This window comes from Kitasatospora sp. NPDC053057, assembly GCF_044546945.1.
Classification (GTDB): Bacteria; Actinomycetota; Actinomycetes; order Streptomycetales; family Streptomycetaceae; genus Kitasatospora.
On sequence record NZ_JBITZP010000023.1, the window covers coordinates 18220 to 34842 of the forward strand.

16 protein-coding genes are annotated in these 16623 nt (G+C 73.7%); 6 read left to right on the forward strand and 10 right to left on the reverse strand.

Going from position 1 to position 16623, the window contains the following annotated elements; translation table 11 throughout:
• Positions 1 to 110: 110 nt before the first annotated feature.
• Together ACIG5E_RS23790 and ACIG5E_RS23795 are read right to left on the reverse strand one after the other, a co-directional pair.
• A complete protein-coding gene (locus ACIG5E_RS23790; RefSeq protein ID WP_030288352.1) occupies positions 111 to 302 on the reverse strand; it encodes a DUF5999 family protein in 192 nt (63 codons plus the stop codon).
• A 420-nt stretch (positions 303 to 722) separates the two neighbouring features.
• A complete protein-coding gene (locus tag ACIG5E_RS23795) occupies positions 723 to 1298 on the reverse strand; it encodes a hypothetical protein (RefSeq protein WP_396536360.1) in 576 nt (191 codons plus the stop codon).
• 376 nt (positions 1299 to 1674) lie between these two features.
• On the opposite strand from ACIG5E_RS23795, the gene ACIG5E_RS23800 reads away from it, so the two are divergent.
• Together ACIG5E_RS23800 and ACIG5E_RS23805 are read left to right on the forward strand one after the other, a co-directional pair.
• Complete coding sequence (locus tag ACIG5E_RS23800; protein WP_396536362.1) at positions 1675 to 3180, forward strand: glutamate--cysteine ligase; 1506 nt, start codon at positions 1675 to 1677, stop codon at positions 3178 to 3180.
• A 116-nt stretch (positions 3181 to 3296) separates the two neighbouring features.
• On the forward strand, positions 3297 to 4085 hold the full coding sequence (locus ACIG5E_RS23805) for a CPBP family intramembrane glutamic endopeptidase (protein ID WP_396536364.1): 789 nt from the start codon (positions 3297 to 3299) through the stop codon (positions 4083 to 4085).
• Here ACIG5E_RS23805 and ACIG5E_RS23810 read toward each other — a convergent pair.
• From ACIG5E_RS23810 to ACIG5E_RS23835, 6 genes are all read right to left on the reverse strand, one after another.
• Positions 4063 to 4599, reverse strand: a complete 537-nt coding sequence (locus ACIG5E_RS23810) for an HAD domain-containing protein (protein WP_396536366.1) — start codon at positions 4597 to 4599, stop codon at positions 4063 to 4065. The two genes, ACIG5E_RS23805 and ACIG5E_RS23810, sit on opposite strands and share 23 nt — an antisense overlap.
• Positions 4600 to 4699: 100 nt before the next feature.
• Entirely contained in the window at positions 4700 to 5974 is a 1275-nt protein-coding gene (locus tag ACIG5E_RS23815; protein WP_396536368.1) for an MFS transporter, read from the reverse strand.
• A 69-nt stretch (positions 5975 to 6043) separates the two neighbouring features.
• Positions 6044 to 6745, reverse strand: coding sequence for a dienelactone hydrolase family protein (locus ACIG5E_RS23820; protein ID WP_396536370.1), 702 nt, complete (start codon positions 6743 to 6745; stop codon positions 6044 to 6046).
• Between the two features lie 55 nt (positions 6746 to 6800).
• Positions 6801 to 8213: a sugar porter family MFS transporter gene (locus tag ACIG5E_RS23825; RefSeq protein WP_396536372.1), complete on the reverse strand. Its 1413-nt coding sequence runs from the start codon at positions 8211 to 8213 to the stop codon at positions 6801 to 6803.
• Positions 8214 to 8327: 114 nt separating this feature from the next.
• Positions 8328 to 9032, reverse strand: coding sequence for an FMN-binding negative transcriptional regulator (locus tag ACIG5E_RS23830; RefSeq protein WP_396536374.1), 705 nt, complete (start codon positions 9030 to 9032; stop codon positions 8328 to 8330).
• A gap of 13 nt (positions 9033 to 9045) precedes the next feature.
• The gene (locus ACIG5E_RS23835) at positions 9046 to 9720 is read right to left on the reverse strand and encodes a pyridoxamine 5'-phosphate oxidase family protein (RefSeq protein WP_396536376.1); all 675 of its coding nucleotides are present in this window, start codon (positions 9718 to 9720) and stop codon (positions 9046 to 9048) included.
• 34 nt (positions 9721 to 9754) lie between these two features.
• Here ACIG5E_RS23835 and ACIG5E_RS23840 point away from each other — a divergent pair, with 34 nt between their 5' ends.
• Positions 9755 to 11089: an aminotransferase class I/II-fold pyridoxal phosphate-dependent enzyme gene (locus ACIG5E_RS23840; protein WP_396536378.1), complete on the forward strand. Its 1335-nt coding sequence runs from the start codon at positions 9755 to 9757 to the stop codon at positions 11087 to 11089.
• A 144-nt stretch (positions 11090 to 11233) separates the two neighbouring features.
• Here ACIG5E_RS23840 and ACIG5E_RS23845 read toward each other — a convergent pair whose 3' ends face one another.
• Positions 11234 to 12592 (reverse strand): NAD(P)/FAD-dependent oxidoreductase, encoded by a 1359-nt coding sequence (locus ACIG5E_RS23845; RefSeq protein WP_396536380.1) that lies wholly within the window; start codon positions 12590 to 12592, stop codon positions 11234 to 11236.
• Between the two features lie 146 nt (positions 12593 to 12738).
• Between ACIG5E_RS23845 and ACIG5E_RS23850 the strand changes: the two genes are divergently transcribed.
• The 3 genes from ACIG5E_RS23850 to ACIG5E_RS23860 all read left to right on the forward strand — a co-directional run bounded on the left by ACIG5E_RS23850 (position 12739) and on the right by ACIG5E_RS23860 (position 14460).
• Positions 12739 to 13494: a HipA family kinase gene (locus ACIG5E_RS23850; protein WP_396536382.1), complete on the forward strand. Its 756-nt coding sequence runs from the start codon at positions 12739 to 12741 to the stop codon at positions 13492 to 13494.
• A complete protein-coding gene (locus ACIG5E_RS23855) occupies positions 13491 to 13907 on the forward strand; it encodes a DUF3037 domain-containing protein (RefSeq protein WP_396536384.1) in 417 nt (138 codons plus the stop codon). The genes ACIG5E_RS23850 and ACIG5E_RS23855 overlap by 4 nt, the downstream gene beginning before the upstream one ends.
• 94 nt (positions 13908 to 14001) lie before the next feature.
• The gene (locus ACIG5E_RS23860) at positions 14002 to 14460 is read left to right on the forward strand and encodes a MarR family winged helix-turn-helix transcriptional regulator (RefSeq protein ID WP_396536386.1); all 459 of its coding nucleotides are present in this window, start codon (positions 14002 to 14004) and stop codon (positions 14458 to 14460) included.
• A gap of 21 nt (positions 14461 to 14481) precedes the next feature.
• On the opposite strand, the gene ACIG5E_RS23865 is transcribed toward ACIG5E_RS23860, so the two are convergent.
• Positions 14482 to 16614 carry a HelD family protein gene (locus ACIG5E_RS23865; protein WP_396536388.1) on the reverse strand — a complete coding sequence of 711 codons (2133 nt, stop codon included), beginning with the start codon at positions 16612 to 16614 and terminating at the stop codon, positions 14482 to 14484.
• Positions 16615 to 16623: the final 9 nt, after the last annotated feature.

The window sequence follows — 16623 nt, forward strand, 5'->3', positions numbered from 1 at the left end:
CTTTTGTGTTGCGCCTTGCATCGCGCTTCGTGTGGTCGGGTCGGCGGCTGCCCCGGCCGGGCTGCCCCGGGCCGTACGGTTCCGGCCGTACGGGTTCGGGCCGCGCGGGCTCAGGCCGCGTGGGCGACCGGGCGGCGCGGGGCGATCACCCGGCCGTCGGGCAGCAGCTCTCCGGTGTCCTCGAACAGGACGACGCCGTTGCAGAGCAGGCTCCAGCCCTGCTCCGGGTGGCAGGCCACCGGCACGGCCGCTTCGCGGTCCTCGGACTCGGCCGTCGGGCACTCAGGACGGTGCTGGCACATACGCGTACCCTCGCTTCGCTCTGCGATCCTCCCCGTGGTGCGGTCCCCGGAGGTCGAGCCGTCCGGAGCCGCCGCGGTGGTCGGATCCTGTCCGCGCGCCGACCAGGTGTTGACCGGCGCTCAAGTGGGTAGGACAGGTGGTCCTTCCACGCTGGTTCCCAGTGTCGGCATCCGCGGACGCGCGCGCAGCGATTTCGTGACATGCGCCACAACTCCCGGGTAGAGATCACCCGTTCAGGTGGGGCCCGAGGGGAAAAGTGCACCGCCGGGTCAGCCGGGGCATGACCCGGTGGGGCCATGGCGGGTGGCCCGTCCGGGTGGTAGCCGTTCGGGTGAGGCCGTCCGGGGGTGTCGGAGCGCACGGCGAAGGGCCGCCGGGCGACGTGCCCGGCGGCCGGTGTGGAGCGTCGGCTCCTCGGGTCAGGAGGAGCCGAGCAGCAGCGGCGGTCCGGCGAGCGGGGCGCGGGCGAGCAGCGGGAGCAGCTCGGCGGCCGGGTAGGCGCGGTGCGCGGTGACGCCGAGCGGGGCCGGGGCCAGCGGGATCAGCAGGTCGGCGGAGGGGCCTGCGTCCGGGCTGTGGAGCCAGAGCGCGGTGGCGTACTGGCCCGGGAAGGTGAGCAGCCGGGGCTGGCAGCGGGAGCGGGAGCCCTGGGCGAGCTGCCAGGCCTCGCGCAGCGCCCGGACGGTGGAGGAGAGGTACGGGCCGGCGGTGAAGTGGGAGAAGGTGTGGCCCTCCGCGCTCTGCACCACCTCGGCGGCGGCGGCCACCTCCGGGCCGTCCTTGATCAGGAAGCGCCAGCCGGTCCGACGGGCGGCGGGCAGTTCTGGGTGGGGGCCGTCCAGGACGTGCACCGCGAGCGGGTGCGCGGGGAGCAGTGGACCGGTCGGATGACGAAGCGCTGCGGCGGCGGGCTGGCGCAGTGCGGTCTCCGAGTCGAGCGCGGCCAGGACCGCGCGCAGGGCGCTCGGTGGGGGCTGGGGGGTCTGCAGGGTCATGGCGGGGTCCGCCTCTCCAAGCGAGATCGGCGTGCGAATGCGGCATACCGGCGCGGCGCGGCGCGTCTTCGGTGACGGGGCCCCGCCTTGTCCGGTTGTGCAGGATCGCGGCGCCGGCGCGGTCGCCGCCCTCGACGAGGGACGGGGGGCGGGAACGGACCGGCCGGAGCGCAGTGCGAACTCAGCGAACTCATCGAACAAATGCGCAGGGTGATCTGTTTATCACAGGCCGTGGCGCCGAGCAAGTCTGCAGATGGTCTGAATCTCCGTCAGTTGCCTTGCATTGCAAGCCAGTACACGCATTCGGGTATCGATCTTCGAGGTGGGCATGATGCTGGCACGGTCGACCGGCCGGGTGTCTCAGGAGGAGGGGACCGTGGGCGAGAAGGTCGTGGCGACTCGGGCGGATCTGGCGGACCGGCAGCAGTACCGGCTCAAGCTCCAGGCCTGTCTGGACGCGCTCGGGCGGATGCTCCGCGAGGACCGCTTCGACCGGCCGCGGGCGGTGATGGGCCTGGAGATCGAGCTCAACCTGGCCGACGAGCAGGGCCTGCCGGTGATGCGCAACGCCCAGGTGCTGAGCGCGATCGGCTCCAGCGACTTCCAGACCGAGCTGGGCCAGTTCAACATCGAGGTGAACATCGTGCCGCACCGGCTGTGCGGGCACGTCTTCGAGGAGCTGCGCGAGGAGATCGACACCGGGCTGCGCTATGCGGACCGGCAGGCGGCCGAGGCCGGCGCCCGGATCGTCATGGTGGGCATCCTGCCGACCCTGGAGCACGACCACACCGGGCTCGACGCGATGAGCCACAACCAGCGGTACAGCTTGCTCAGCGACCAGATCCTGGCCGCCCGGGGGGAGGACATCGCGCTGGACATCGAGGGCGTCGAACACCTCCAGCTGGAGTCCATCACCATGGTGGCCGAGGCCGCCGCGACCTCGCTGCAGCTGCACCTCCAGGTGACCCCGGAGCGGTTCTCCTCGGTGTGGAACGCCGCCCAGGCGATCTGTGGCCCGCAGCTCGCGCTCGGCGCCAACTCCCCGTTCCTGTTCGGGCGGGAGCTGTGGCGGGAGACCCGTCCGGTGCTCTTCCAGCAGGCCTGTGACACCCGTTCGGCGGAGCTCAAGGCCCAGGGCGTGCGGCCGATCACCTGGTTCGGCGAGCGCTGGGTGGACTCGGCGTACGACCTGTTCGAGGAGAACCTGCGCTACTTCCCGGCGCTGCTCCCGATCTGCGACGACGAGGACCCGCTGAAGGTGCTCGCCTCCGGCGGTGCGCCCCGGCTCGCCGAGATGCGGCTGCACAACGGCACCATCTACCGCTGGAACCGGCCGGTGTACGACGTCGCCGGCGGGGTCGCCCACCTGCGGGTGGAGAACCGGGCGCTGCCGGCCGGGCCGACGGTGGCCGACACCCTGGCCAACGCCGCCTTCTACTACGGGCTGGTGCGGGTGCTCGCCGAGCAGCCCCGGCCGGTCTGGACCCGGCTGCCGTTCGAGCGGGCGGACGAGAACTTCCGGCAGGGCGCCCGGTACGGCATCGACGCGGTGTTCCAGTGGCCGCGCCCCGGCCGGGCGGGCCGCGGCGGCGGGCTGCAGACGGTGTCGGCGGTCGACCTGGTCCTCAATGAGCTGCTGCCGATGGCCCACCAGGGGCTGGACGAGTGGGGCGTGGAGCCGGCCGACCGGGACCGCTACCTGGGGATCATCGAGCAGCGCTGCCTGCGCCGCACCAACGGCGCCGCCTGGCAGAGCGCGACCTTCCACCGGCTGCGCGAGCAGTACGGGATGGACCGCCCGGCCGCGCTCGCCGCGATGACCAGGCGCTACGCCGAGCACATGCGGGGCGGCGAGCCGGTGCACACCTGGCCGGTCGGCTGAGGGGTTGGCCGGTCGGCCGAGGGGTCCGCCCACTGTGTCAGGATGATCGCTCCGGTCGTCGGCCGACCGCCGGAGCCATCACCCGTTCGATGGAGCATCCGTTCGATGGAGCACCCGTGACAACCCGCCCGGCCGTGCCGGAGACCGCGGAGCCCACCCGACGGCTGCTCGGCGTGGAACTGCTGATCGTCCTCGGCCTCTCTCTCGGGGCCAGCGGGATCAGCGCGCTGATCAGCTTCGCGGGCTCGCTCACCGAACCGCTCCAGCTCGGCCAGCAGGTCGCCACGCTGAACGGCTCGCGCGCGCCCGGGCGGCCCTGGCTGGACCTGGTGTGGCAGCTGTACTACATCGGGCGCGGGCTGATGCCGGTGGTGCTGGTCGGCTACCTGCTGGCGCGCGAGGGCGCCGCGCTGCGGGTGCTGGGCTTCGACCTGCGGGAGAAGCTGCGCGACCTCGGCCGGGGCGCGGGCGTCGCGGCGGCGATCGGCGGCTCCGGGCTGGCGCTGTACCTGGCCTCGCAGGCGGCCGGGTACAACCTGACCGTGGCGCCCTCGGGACTGCCGGACGTGTGGTGGCGGGTGCCGGTGCTGGTGCTCTCGGCCTGGCAGAACGCGATCCTCGAGGAGGTCGTCGTCCTCGGCTACCTGCTGCGCCGGCTGGGGCAGCGGGGGTGGTCCTGGCCGGCCGCGGTGGTGGCCAGCTCAGTGCTGCGCGGCTCGTACCACCTGTACCAGGGGGTCGGCGGGCTGGTCGGCAACATGGTGATGGGGGCGGTGTTCTGCCTGCTGTACCGGCGCTGGGGGCGGGTGATGCCGCTGGTGGCGGCGCACGCGCTGATCGACACGGTGGCCTTCGTCGGGTACGCGCTGCTCGCCGGGCACGTCAGCTGGCTGCCGACCTCCTGACCTGCGATCCCGGCAGCGACTGGCTGCGCGGCGGGCGGGCCAGCAGGCGCTCGACGTGCCGGCGCTCCAGGCCCTGACCGGGGTCGATCGGCAGCAGCAACCGGTCGCGGCGCCAGAGGGACCGGCGGACCAGCCGGGAGGGGATGACGTCGTCCACCCAGGCGAAGGGGCGGCCCTCGGCGTAGCGCAGCAGCGGGGCCCACTTGCGGGCGGAGAACAGCTCCATCAGCGGGACGCGCGGGTCGCCGGGCTGGGGGACGTCCCCGGTGAAGCGGACGAAGGGGAGCGGGTCCAGGCCGATCGCCGGGGCGATGTGGGTGTTGGCGTGCTCCTCCCAGGTGGTGGCCCAGGCCAGCTCGTACGTTCCGGCGAGTTCGCGCAGCCAGGCGCCGTGCTTGGCGGTGAGCAGGACGGCGTAGCCGAGCAGGGTGTGGGAGTCGAACCCGGCGTCCGGATGTGGACAGACCGGGTTCAGCACCCCGTCGACGTCCAGGAACAGCAGTGGCTTAGGCACCGGTGGTCCCCCCAGGTGGATGGTGTTTCCTACCTGGTCGGACGAACCACGCGTACCGGTGGTTGCTCGTCGGCGGGCGCACGCGGGGCGCACAGGGCGCTCACGGCGCGGGCGCGGGCTCGACGGCGGACACCGGTGCGTCCGGGGTGCTTCGCTGCGGGTCGCGGCGGGAGAGCCGGCGGACCTGCGGGTCGACCAGGACGACGGCGCTGAGCACCAGGCACAGCGCGGCGCAGGCCCAGAGCGCGCCGGACAGGCCGAGCGCGACGGCCGCCGGGCCGGCCAGCGCGGTGCCGACCGGGGCCAGCGAGTAGGAGCCGAGCTCGTCGTACGCGGTGACCCGGGAGAACATCCCCTCCGGTATCTCCTGCTGGAGCGCGACCATCCAGTTGACGGCGAAGACGGTGACGCCCACCCCGGACAGGAACATCGCGGCGATCAGCAGCGGCAGCGGGGCTTCGAGGGCCAGGGCGAGGGCGGGGACGCCGAACAGGAACACGCCCCAGTTGCCGACCAGCAGGATCCGGCGGGGGCGCCAACGCGCCATCAGCAGACCGGTGACCACCAGCCCGACCCCGTAGGCGGACATCGCCAGGCCCCAGGCACCCGCGCCGCCGAGCCGCTCGTCGGCCACGGCCGGCCCGTACACCGACTCGACCGCGTTGATGCAGGCGACCAGGACGGCGAACTGCGACACGATCACCCAGAGCCAGCGGCGGGAGGAGAACTCCCGCCAGCCCTCGCGCAGGTCGCGCAGCATGCTGCCGCCGGAGGGGGCGGGGGCGGACTCGGGCTCCAGGACGAAGCGCAGGGCGGCGGCGACCATGAAGCACAGGGCGTCCAGGGCGAGCACCCAGCCGGGGCCGAAGGCGGCGGTGAGCCCTCCGCCGAGGGCGGCGCCGCCGATCTGCGAGGCGTTCTGGCCCATCCGGAAGACCGAGAAGGCCCGGTTGGCGTGCTCCTGGGGAACGGCCTGCATGATCATGCCGCCGGCGGCCGGGGAGTAGAGGGCGTAACCGGCGCCGCCGGCGGCGGAGAGCACCAGCAGCTGCCACAGCTGGACGTTCCCGGCCAGGACCAGGACGGCCAGGACGGCCTGGGCGGCGGCGCTGAACAGGTTGGCGGCGACCATGATGCGGTGGCGCGGCAGCCGGTCGGCGAGGGTCCCGCCGACCACCAGGAGCAGGACGGTGGGCAGCAGCCGGGCGGCGGTGACGTAGCCGACCTCGGCGGTGGTGCCGCCATTGCCGAGGACGGCGAAGGCGGTGGCGATGGGGGCGCCGGCGTTACCGAGGCCGCTGACCACGGTGGCGGCGGTCTGGATGCGGAAGTTGCGGCTCGCCCAGGCGAGACGGCGGGGGTGTGGGGTCGGCACCCAGTGACTATCGCCGGAGTTCGTACAGGTGTCATCTGGATTTCGGGCCGGTTCCGGCCGGGCGGGGCGTCAGCCCAGGTGCCCCCGGAGGAAGGTGAGGGTGCGCTGCCAGGCGACCCGGGCCTGGAGCGCGTCGTAGGTGCCGAGCGGGTTCTCGTCGTTCATGAAGGCGTGCCCGGCCGGGTAGAAGTGGATCTCGGGGCGGACGTCGGTGGCCTCGCCGATCCGGATCGCGGCCTCGTCCACGGCGGTCATCGGGTTCGAACGGTCGAGTTCGCCGAAGTGGCCGAGGACGTGGGCGGTCAGGCCGCGGTAGTCGAAGTCCGGGTCGGGCGGGAGGCCGTAGAACGGGACCGCGGCGGCGACCCGGTCGCCGGCCCGGGCAGCCAGCACCAGGGCGAAGCCGCCGCCCATGCAGAAGCCGACCGCGCCGACCGCGTCGCCGACCACGCCGTCCAGGGAGAGCAGGAAGTCGACGGCGCCGGAGAGGTCCTCGACGGCCTGCTCGACCGGGAGTTCGCGCTTGAGCCGGGCGGCCTCGGCGCCGTCGTGGGCGGTGGCGCCGCCGAACAGGTCGGGGGCGAGGGCGGTGAACCCCTCGGCGGCGAAGCGGTCGGCCATGTCAGCGATGTGCGAGGTGAGCCCCCACCACTCCTGCACCACCACCAGGCCGGGGCCGACCCCCTGCGGAGGGCGGGCCAGGTACCCGTGCGCGGTGCGGCCGTTGCTCGGGAAGCTGACGTTCTGCCGGGAGCCGCCCTGGTCAGGCATGGTTTCCTCTCGGTGGGTCGGGCCGCGTGCGGCGTGGGTGTGCGGGGGCGGTCGCTCAGCCCATCTCCTCCAGGGCGCGGCCCTTGGTCTCCCTGATGCAGAAGGCCACGAACGGGATGGAGAGCAACGCGAAGGCCGCGTAGATGACGTACGTGGCGGAAAGGTTCCAGTCGGCGAGGTCCGGGAAGCTGACGGTGATCGCCCAGTTGGCGATCCACTGGGCGGAGGCGGCGACCGACAGGGCCAGCGCGCGGATCCGGTTGGGGAACATCTCGCCGAGCAGCACCCAGACCACCACGCCCCAGGAGAAGGCGAAGCAGAGCACGAACACGTGCGCGGCGATCAGGGCGACGGTGGCGTGGGTGTTGTCGAGGGTGGCGGTGTCGCCGGTGCCGCTGCGGTAGGAGAACGCCCAGGCGGCGGTGCCCAGCGCGAGCGCCATGCCGGCGGAGCCCGCCAGGGCCAGCGGCTTGCGGCCGATCCGGTCCACCAGGACCATCGCGATCACCGTGCCGATCACGTTGATGATCGAGGTGGAGAGGCTGATCAGCAGGGAGTTGGACTCGTTGATGCCGACCGACTGCCACAGGAACGACGAGTAGTAGAAGATCACGTTGATGCCGACGAACTGCTGGAACACCGAGGCACCGATGCCGACCCAGACGATCGGCAGCAGGCCGAATCGGCCGCCGAGCAGGTCCTTGAGCCGGGGCTTGTGGGTGGACGCCAGCACCGCGCGGATCTCCGCCACCCGGGTGTCCAGGTCGACGTCCTCGCCCTCTACCTCGACCAGCACCTTGCGGGCCTGCGCCTCGCGGTGGTCGGCGATCAGGTAGCGCGGCGACTCCGGGATGGCCAGCGCCATCAGGCCGTACACCAGGGCGGGGATGGTCTCGACGCCGAGCATCCACTGCCAGGCCTGGATGCCGCCGAGGTGGCCGGTGGACTCGCCGCCGGCGGCCTGGTTGAGCGCCCAGTTGGCGAGCTGGGAGACGGTGATGCCGAGTACGATCGCCATCTGCTGGAAGGACGCGAGCCGGCCCCGGTAGGCGGTGGGGGCGACCTCGGCGATGTAGGTGGGCGCGATCACCGAGGCGATGCCGATCGCGATGCCGCCGACCACGCGCCAGCAGGCGAGCGCCTCGATGTTCGGCGGGAACATCGAGCCGATGCCGCTGGCCGCGAACAGCACGGCGGCCAGCAGCATCGTGCGGACCCGGCCGAAGTGGTCGGCCAGCCGGCCGGCGACCACCGCGCCGAGGGCCGAGCCCAGCAGCGCGATGGCCACCACGAAGGCGGTGGTGCCGTGGCCCACCAAGAAGTGCTTCTGGATGCCGGTCACCGCGCCGTTGATCACGGCGCTGTCGTAACCGAACAGGAAGCCGCCCATCGCGGCGGCCGCCGAGATGAAGATGACGTGCCCGAGGTGGGCCTCGCCGGACGCCCGTTGACTGTGGACTGTGGACACGCGCGCTCCCCGAGGTGGACGGGCCCGATCTGACGGCTGGGCAGGACTCGTCTCACATTCGAGCAGCGCGGCGTTCTACCTGCCTGTGTTGAGGGCCGATCGGGTGATACGGGGTCAGTCGGCGGCGCGCGGCAGGGATGCGCGCCGGGCGCCGGCCGCTCCGGAGGCGCCCCCCGTCCCGGCGCTGCGCCGCTGGTGGCGTCGCAGCAGCTGGGTGCGGGCGGCGGCGTCCTGGTCGCGGCGACGGAGTGGACCGTCGGCGCGGTCGGCGAGCCGGTCGGCGATCGCGTACTGCGCCTCGGCCGGCTTCTTGTCGTCGTACTTGAACTTGGCGCGCACCTCGCGGACCGTCAGGCGGAGCCCGCGCAGGCCGGGCAGCAGCCGGCCGAGCTCGTTCGCGCCGGGGACCACCCGGAAGTCCGGGGTCTCCGGCTGGAAGTGCGCCAGCTGGCGGTTGAGGATCTCCGCCTTGCCCTCGGCGGACTCGACCACCTCGGCGGTGCAGTGGAAGTGGACCGAGGCGTAGTAGCTGGTGGGCGTGCCGGGCTCACCGCGCCAGTGCCCGGGGGCGAAGGCGTAGCCGTCGGTGACCGCCAGGGTGACGTTCGGGTCGGCCCGGACGGCGGCCAGCAGCGGGTTGGGCGCGGCGAGGTGGAGCAGGATCTCGCCGCGCCCGGCGTCCAGCAGGAAGTGCGTCGGGACGAGCACCGGGCCCTCGTCGGGGCCGCCGTTCGCGGCGAGCAGGCCGAAGTCGCGGCCCTCGGCCAGCCAGGCGCGCCATTCGTCCTCGTCGCCGCGGTCCCAGGACCTGATCAGCATCGGGCGGCCTTCCTCAGCGGGGGAAACGGCGCATGTGCGCGGGGAGCGGGACGGTCTCGTCGTACGGCTCGGGGGTGCCGTGCACGGTGGTGACCGGGACGATGCCGGACCAGTGCGGCAGGTCGGCGTCGGCCGGGTCGTCGTTGGCGCCGTCCGAGCGGGTCTTGGCCGAGACCTCGTCCAGCTCCAGCCGGATCACGGCGGTGGCGGCGAGCTCCTTGGGGTTGGCCGGGCGTATCTCGCCGGAGCGGCCGGGGACGACCTGGTCGACCAGGGCGGCCAGCGCGACGTCCAGCTCCTCGGGGTCCGTGACCTGGTACGCGGTGCCGTGGGCGACCACCGAGCGGAAGTTCACCGAGTGGTTGAACGCGGACTTGGTCAGCACCAGGGCGTCGACGTGGGTGACGGTGACGCAGACCTGCATGCCCTGCTCGTCGGAGGCGCCGCGCATCGGGCGGCTGCCCGTGGAGCCGTGGAGGTAGAGCCGGCTGCCGACCCGGGCGAAGACCGTCGGCAGGACGACGGGGGCGCCGTCGGCGACGAAGCCGAGGTGGCAGACGTAGGCCTCGTCGAGGATGGCGTGGATCACCTCCTGCTCCCAGGTGGCGCGGTCCTTGTAGCGGGTGGGGGTGGTGCGCGGGGTCTGGGAGTAGGTGGCGCCACCGGTGTTCGTCGGCGTGGTCGACATGACAACCTCTATGTACTAGTGCATAATCTGCTTTGTGCTAGGAGACTATCCGCTGAAAGGGCGACGCGCCAGCGAAATCGCGGCCCACATCGAACAGGGCGTGAGCAGCGGGCAGCTCGCACCCGGAACCGCGCTGCCCCCGCTGCGCGACCTCGCCGCCGAACTCGGCGTCAACCCCAACACCGTGGCCGCCGCCTACCGGCTGCTGCGCGACCGCGGCGTGATCGAGACGGCCGGCCGCAAGGGCAGCCGGATCCTCCCCAGGCCCGCCCTCACCCCCCGCGACCAGATCCGCATCCCCGTCCCCGCCCAGGCCCGCGACCTGTCCACCGGCAACCCCGACCCGGCCCTGCTGCCCGACCTCGGCCCGGCCCTCGCGGCCGCCGCCGAGGCCCTCCGGGTCGAGCCCGTGCTGTACGGACACCCGCGGATCGACGCCGGACTGCTCGAACTCGCCCGCGCCTCCTTCGAGGCCGACGGGCTGCACGGCCCGATCGCCGTGGCCTCCGGGGCGCTGGACACCGTCGAGCGCGCCCTCGGCGCCTGGCTGCGCCCCGGCGACGCGGTGGCGGTCGAGGACCCGGGCTGGGGCAGCCTGCTCGACCTGCTGCCCGCGATGGGGCTGCGGCCCGAGCCGGTCCGGCTGGACGACGAGGGCCTGTTGCCGGACTCGCTGGCCGCGGCGCTGGCCGAGGGCGCCCGCGCGGTGGTGGTGACCAGTCGGGCGCAGAACCCGACCGGCGCGGCGCTCACGGCCCGCCGGGCCGCGGCGCTGCGGGCCGTCCTGGCCGGCCACCCCGGGGCGCTGCTGATCGAGGACGACCACGGGCACGGCATGGTCGACCAGCCGTACCACCCGCTGGTCGGCGCGGGATCGCGGCACTGGGCCGTGGTGCGCTCGGCCGCCAAGGCGTACGGGCCGGACCTGCGGTTGTCGGTCATGGTCGGTGACGAGGAGACGGTCGGACGGGTGGCCGGGCGGCTGCGGCTGGGCGCGGGCTGGGTCAGCCACCTGCTGCAGCGCACCGTCGCCGAGCTGTGGCGCGCCGACGCGGCGCCGGCCGCGAGCCTGGCCGCCACCTACCGGGCGCGCCGGGACGCGCTGCTGGGCGAGTTGGCGGCGCGCGGCATCGAGGCCCACGGGGAGAGCGGGCTGAACGTCTGGGTGCCGGTGCCGGACGAGACCTCGGCGCTGGCGGCACTGGTGCAGCGCGGGTGGGTGGCGGCGCCCGGGGCGCGGTACCGGATCCAGTCGCCGCCCGGGCTGCGGTTCACCACGGCGCGGCTGGAGGCCGCCGAGGCGCGGCGGTTGGCGGAGGACCTGGCGGAGGTGCTGGGCTCGGGCGGGGGAGGGTCCCGGCTGGTGTGAGCGGGGTGGCCCGGGGCGCGGGCTGGCCCGAACCCGCTGGTAAACAAATGCTTTCGCTGACGGACGGGCGTTGACGGATGCGCGCGCTTCGGCGCCCCGCCGCGGTGTTTCTCCGCGGCGGGGCGCCGAAGTGCCGTGCTCCGCTCAGCCCTTGGCCAGCAGGGACTGGGCGTGGGCGCGAACCTGATCCCTCGTCAGATAGGAGTCGGTGTACTCGAAGTCCTGCAGTCGGGCCGGCTGGCGGGCGAGGAAGCCGATGCGGACGAAGTCGTCCCCGGCGGTCGCGTTCATCAGCCAGTTGGCGCCCACCCGGAGCTTGGCCACATTGGTGCGCATCGCCATCAGGTGGTAGCCGCGGGCCACCAACTGGGCGGGAACGCCGCGCAGTTCGACGCCGATCGGCTTGGAGACCGCGTCCTTGCCGCCGAGGTCGACCACCAGGCCCAGGTCCTTGTGGTAGTACGGCTCCAGGGGCTGGTTGCGGAGCGAGGCGATCACGTTGTCGGCCACCGCGCGGCCCTGGCGGGCCGAGTGCTGGGCGGTGGGCGGGCAGACCGCGCCGTCGCCCTTGGCGAGGTCCGGGACGGCGGCCGCGTCACCGAGCGCGAACACGCCCTCGAACTGCGGCACCCGCATCTCCGCCGTCACGGCGAGCCGGCCGCGGACCGTCTCCGCGTCCAGGGTGCCGATCAGCGGGCTCGCGGCCACGCCGGCGGTCCAGATCAGGGTGCGGCAGGGGAGCACCCGGCCGTCGGTGAACTTGACCGTCTCGGCGCCCACTTCGGCCACCGAGACGCCCAACGACACCTCGATGCCGCGCTCCCGCAGCACCTCCAGGGCGGCGGTGCCCAGCGCGTCGCCGAGCTCCGGCATCAGCTTGGGGGCGATGTCGATCAGGTGCCACTTGATCTGGCGGGCGTCCAGGCGCGGGTAGCGGCGGGCGGCGGCGGTGGTGAGGCGCTGCAGGCAGGCGGCCGTCTCGGTGCCCGCGTAGCCGCCGCCGACCACCACGAACTGCAGCCGGGACTCGCGCTCCCGCTGGTCCAGGGTGGCCGAGGCGAGGTCGAGTTGGGCGATCACGTGGTCGCGGACGTAGGCCGCCTCGGCGAGCGTCTTCATGCCGCGGGCGTAGTCGGTGAGGCCGGGGATGTCGAAGGTGCGGGTGACGCTGCCGGGGGCGAGCACCAGGACGTCGTACTTCTGGGCGATCACCTCGTCGGTGACCTTGCGGACCACGCACACCTTGGAGGCCGGGTCCACGCCGATGGCGCCGCCCGGGACGATGTGGGTGCGGCGCAGGCTCCGGCGCAGGGACACGGCCACGGACTGCGGGGAGAGGACGCCGGCGGCGACGTGGGGGAGGAGGGGGAGGTAGAGCTGGTAGCTGAACGGCGTGACCAGCGAGATCTCGGCCTCCGACGGCGAGAGCTTGCGTTCGAGGCGGCGGGCGCACTCCAGGCCTGCGAAGCCGCCGCCCACGATCAGGATCCGAGGTCGTTCCATCGCTCATCCCTTTGTCATGCGGGTCGTACCGGAAGGTCCCCATTACTGTCCGCCACACTCGCACGGAGCAGCGGGGGCTGCCACCGGGGCGGGGCGGAAGGGGTCAGAGGGGCGGGGGAGGCGGCCGGCACCGATAAGCTGTCGGCGTGCTCCCCGAGGTGACGGCGGTCCGGTATGTGACGCCACTGCGAGAAGGCGGCTCGATGCCGGGCCTGGTCGAGGCCGACGACCGGCGGCTCTACGCCCTGAAATGGGTCGGCGCGGCGCAGGGCCGGAAGGCGTTGGTCGCGGAGGTGCTGGCCGGGGAGCTGGGGCGGCGGCTCGGGCTGCCGGTGCCGGAGCTGGTGACCGTCGACCTGGACCCGGTGCTCGCGCGCAGCGAGCCGGACCACCAGATCCAGGACCAGATGCGCGCCAGCGGAGGGACCAACCTCGGGATGGCCTTCGTCAGCGGCGCGCTCAACTTCGACCCGCTGTGCTTCGAGGTGGACCCGGAACTCGCCGGGCAGGTGCTCTGGTTCGATGCGCTGATCGGCAATGTCGACCGGTCCTGGCGCAACCCCAACCTGCTGGTGGCGACGGGCGGTCTGCGGCTGATCGACCACGGCGCGAGCCTGATCTTCCACCACAACTGGCCCAGTGCCGCCAGCTGGGTGCGCCGCCCGTACGACGCGTCCGACCATGCGCTGCTGCGGGCCCAGCCCGACCTGGCGGCGGCGGACAAGGCGCTCGCGCCGCTCGCGGAGGCGGCGGTGGAGGCGGCCGTGGCGCAGATTCCCGAGGTGTGGCTGGCGGACGAGTTCGGCTTCGACTCGCCCGAGGACGTGCGCGCCGCGTACCGCGCCCAGCTGACCGAGCGACTGGCCGGTCCGCGTGACTGGCTGCCGGAGGTGCCCGCATGACCGAGCCGCTGTCGGCCGCGTTGCCGGCCGTCGTCGAGCTGTACGACTACGAGTACGCCGTGATCCGGGCGGTGCCGCGGGTCGAGCGGGGCGAGTGCGTCAACGTCGGGGTGCTGCTGTACTGCCGGCAGAGCGCGCACCTGGCGGCGCGCACCCATCTGGACCAGGCCCGGTTGCTGGCGCTGGACCCGGTGGCGGACGTGCAGGGGGTGCGGCGGGCGCTGCAGGGGATCGAGGCGGTCTGCATGGGCGGGCCGCAGGCCGGTCCGGCGGCTTCGGACAGCCCAGGGCAGCGGTTCCGCTGGCTGACCGCGCCGCGCAGCGCGATCGTCCAACCGGGGCCGGTGCACACCGGGCTGACCGCTGACGCGGATGTCGAGCTGCGGCGGCTGTTCGACCAGCTGGTGCTCTGAGCGTTCTCCGAACGGTGTAAGTGTGAGGTGGCTCGCGGACGGTTGCCGTGGTCAAAGCTTGAGTTACTGAAGCACTCGGTCGTACGCTGGCCCCATGGGTTCGACCTCGACGACGACCGTACCGACCAACGCCGAGCTGATGGAGGCGTTGGCCGCCGTCGGCGCCGCGTACTTCCAGGACTTCGCGGCGGCCGCGGCCCGGCACGGGCTGTCCTCCTCGCAGGCCAAGGCGCTGGGCGCGGTGCAGGAACCGGTGCCGATGCGGGCGCTGGCCGGGCGGCTGGGCTGCGACGCGTCGAACGTGACCGGGATCGTGGACCGGCTGGAGTCGCTGGGCCTGGCCAACCGGGAGGCGGCCGCCGGTGACCGCCGGGTGAAGATCGTGGTGATCACGGCCGAGGGCCGGGACATCCTGAGCCGCATCCGCAGCGAGATGGCCCGCACCCACCAGGCCTTCGAGGCGATGACCGACGAGCAGCGGATCGCCCTGCATTCGATCTGCGGGCAGGTCCTGCCGGTGCTGGCCGGCCGGGCGGGCGGCGCGCAGCAGTAGCGGGCCGCCCGCCCGGGGTGTTCAGAGCGCCCCGGCGAGTTCCGGTGGCAGCGGCCGGTGGTGCAGCAGGGTGAGCGTGCGGGTGGCGCGGGTGAGCGCGACGTACAGGTCCCGCGGGGCCAGTGCGGCCGGCTCGACCACCACGACGTTGTCGAACTCCAGGCCCTTGGCCGCCGTGACGGTCAGCGCGCCCAGGGCCGCGGCCGTCCCGTCTGGCGCGATCACGCCCAAGGTGCCCACGGGCGTGGGCAGTTCGGCCAGTGCGGCGGCGAAGTCGCCGTCCGGAACGGGGAGGGCGCGCGGCCGTTCGGTGCCCGGGCGGACGGACTCGGGCGGCTGCTGTCCGGGAGCGGCGGTGCGCAGCACGGCGGCGGCGAGGGCCATGATCGGCTCCGGCGTCCGGTAGTTCACGGTGAGCCGCTCCTCGCGCCAGCGGCCGGGCAGGTGCGGGTCGAGCATCTGGGCCCAACTGCGGGCGCCGGCCGGTGATCCGGTCTGGGCGAGATCGCCGACGACGGTGAGCGATTTGGTCGGGATGCGGCGCAGGACGGTGCGCCAGGCCATCGCGGAGAGCTCCTGGGCCTCGTCCACCACGACGTGGCCGTACGCCCAGGTTCGGTCGGCGCCGGCGCGTTCGGCGGTGGAGCGGTACGGGCCGTCGTCGTGGAACCGCCCGGCCAGTGCGGCGGCGTCCAGCAGGGCGTCGTCGGTCTGCCCGGTGATGGTCAACACGCCCTGGGCGAAGGCGAGTTCGTCTGGGTCCTCGGTCTCGGTCCGGCCTGTCGGGCGGAGTTCGCCGAGGAGTTGGGCGGCCTCGTCCAGCAGCGGGACGTCCTCGACCGTCCAGGGCGAGCCGGGCGGGCGGAGCAGGGCCGCGGCGTGCTCGGGGGCGACTTCGGCGAGCAACTCCCTTTCGGTGAGCAGCCGTTCGACGAGTTGCTGCGGGGTGAGGGCGGGCCAGAGCGGGTCGAGCGCGGCGCGGACGTCCTCCCGGGCCCACAGCTCGCGCGGGGCGTAGTGCGCCTCCTCCTCGTCGTACGGGCGGCCGAGGGAGAGGGCCTGGGCGATGGCCAGGGCGTCCAGCAGGGTGCGCAGGTAGTGGGCGCGGGCCCGGTTGTGCGGCGCCCGCAGGCCGCGGGCGGCGTCCAGGGCCTGGGCGCAGGCGCGGGCGGAGACGCGCAGCCCGTCGCCCAGGTCGATGCCCCTGGCGGGCGCCGACTGGTGGGCGGCGACGGCGCGTCGGAGCACCTCGGCCATCCACGGTCCGCCCTTGGCGACGGCCGTGGCGGGGGCGTCCGTGCGGGTCGTGGTGACGTCGGGGAAGAGTTCGCCGACCGTGCGCAGCACCACCTCGGTCTCGCCGAGGGCGGGCAGCACCTCCTCGATGTAGCGCAGGAATCCCGCGGTGGGGCCGATGACCAGCACGCCGCGGCGCTCCAGCGCGGCGCGGTGGGTGAACAGCAGGTAGGCGGCGCGGTGCAGGGCGGCGAGGGTCTTGCCCGTCCCGGGCCCGCCCTGGACGACCAGGGCGCCGGGCAGCGGGGAGCGGATCACCCGGTCCTGCTCGGCCTGGATGGTGGCGACGGCGGTGCCCATCCGGCCGGTGCGCTCGCGGGCGAGCGCGGCGAGCAGCGCGGCCTCGCCGACCAGGGCGCGGCGGCCGGACTCGTCCAGCCCGGCGAGGTCGAGCGCCTCGTCGTCCAGGCCGATGACGGTTCGGCCCTCGGTGTGCAGGTGGCGGCGGCGGACCACGGTGCCCGGGTGGGCGGGGGTCGCGGTGTAGAACGGGCGAGCGGCGGGGGTGCGCCAGTCGAGCAGCAGCGGTTCGTACGCCTCGTCGGTCAGGCCGGTGCGGCCGATGTAGTGGACGGTGCCGTCGCGCTCGTCGAGGCGGCCGAAGCAGAGGCCTCGTTCCACCGCGTCGAGCCGGGCGGCGTGGCGGGCGGCCTCGCGGGCGCGGACCTCGCGCTCCAGCCGGGCCTGGTGGGTGCCGCCTGCCGCTGCGTCGTGGTGGGCGCCGTCGCTGGTGCGGCGGGCCCGTTCCCGGGCGGAGTCCAGCTGGGTGTAGAGCCGGTCGAGGTGGGCCTGTTCGGTGCGCAGCGCTTCGGAGAGCGCGCGGTCGGAGTTCGACGCTGTCGCTGGAGTTCCGTTCATCGGTGTGGT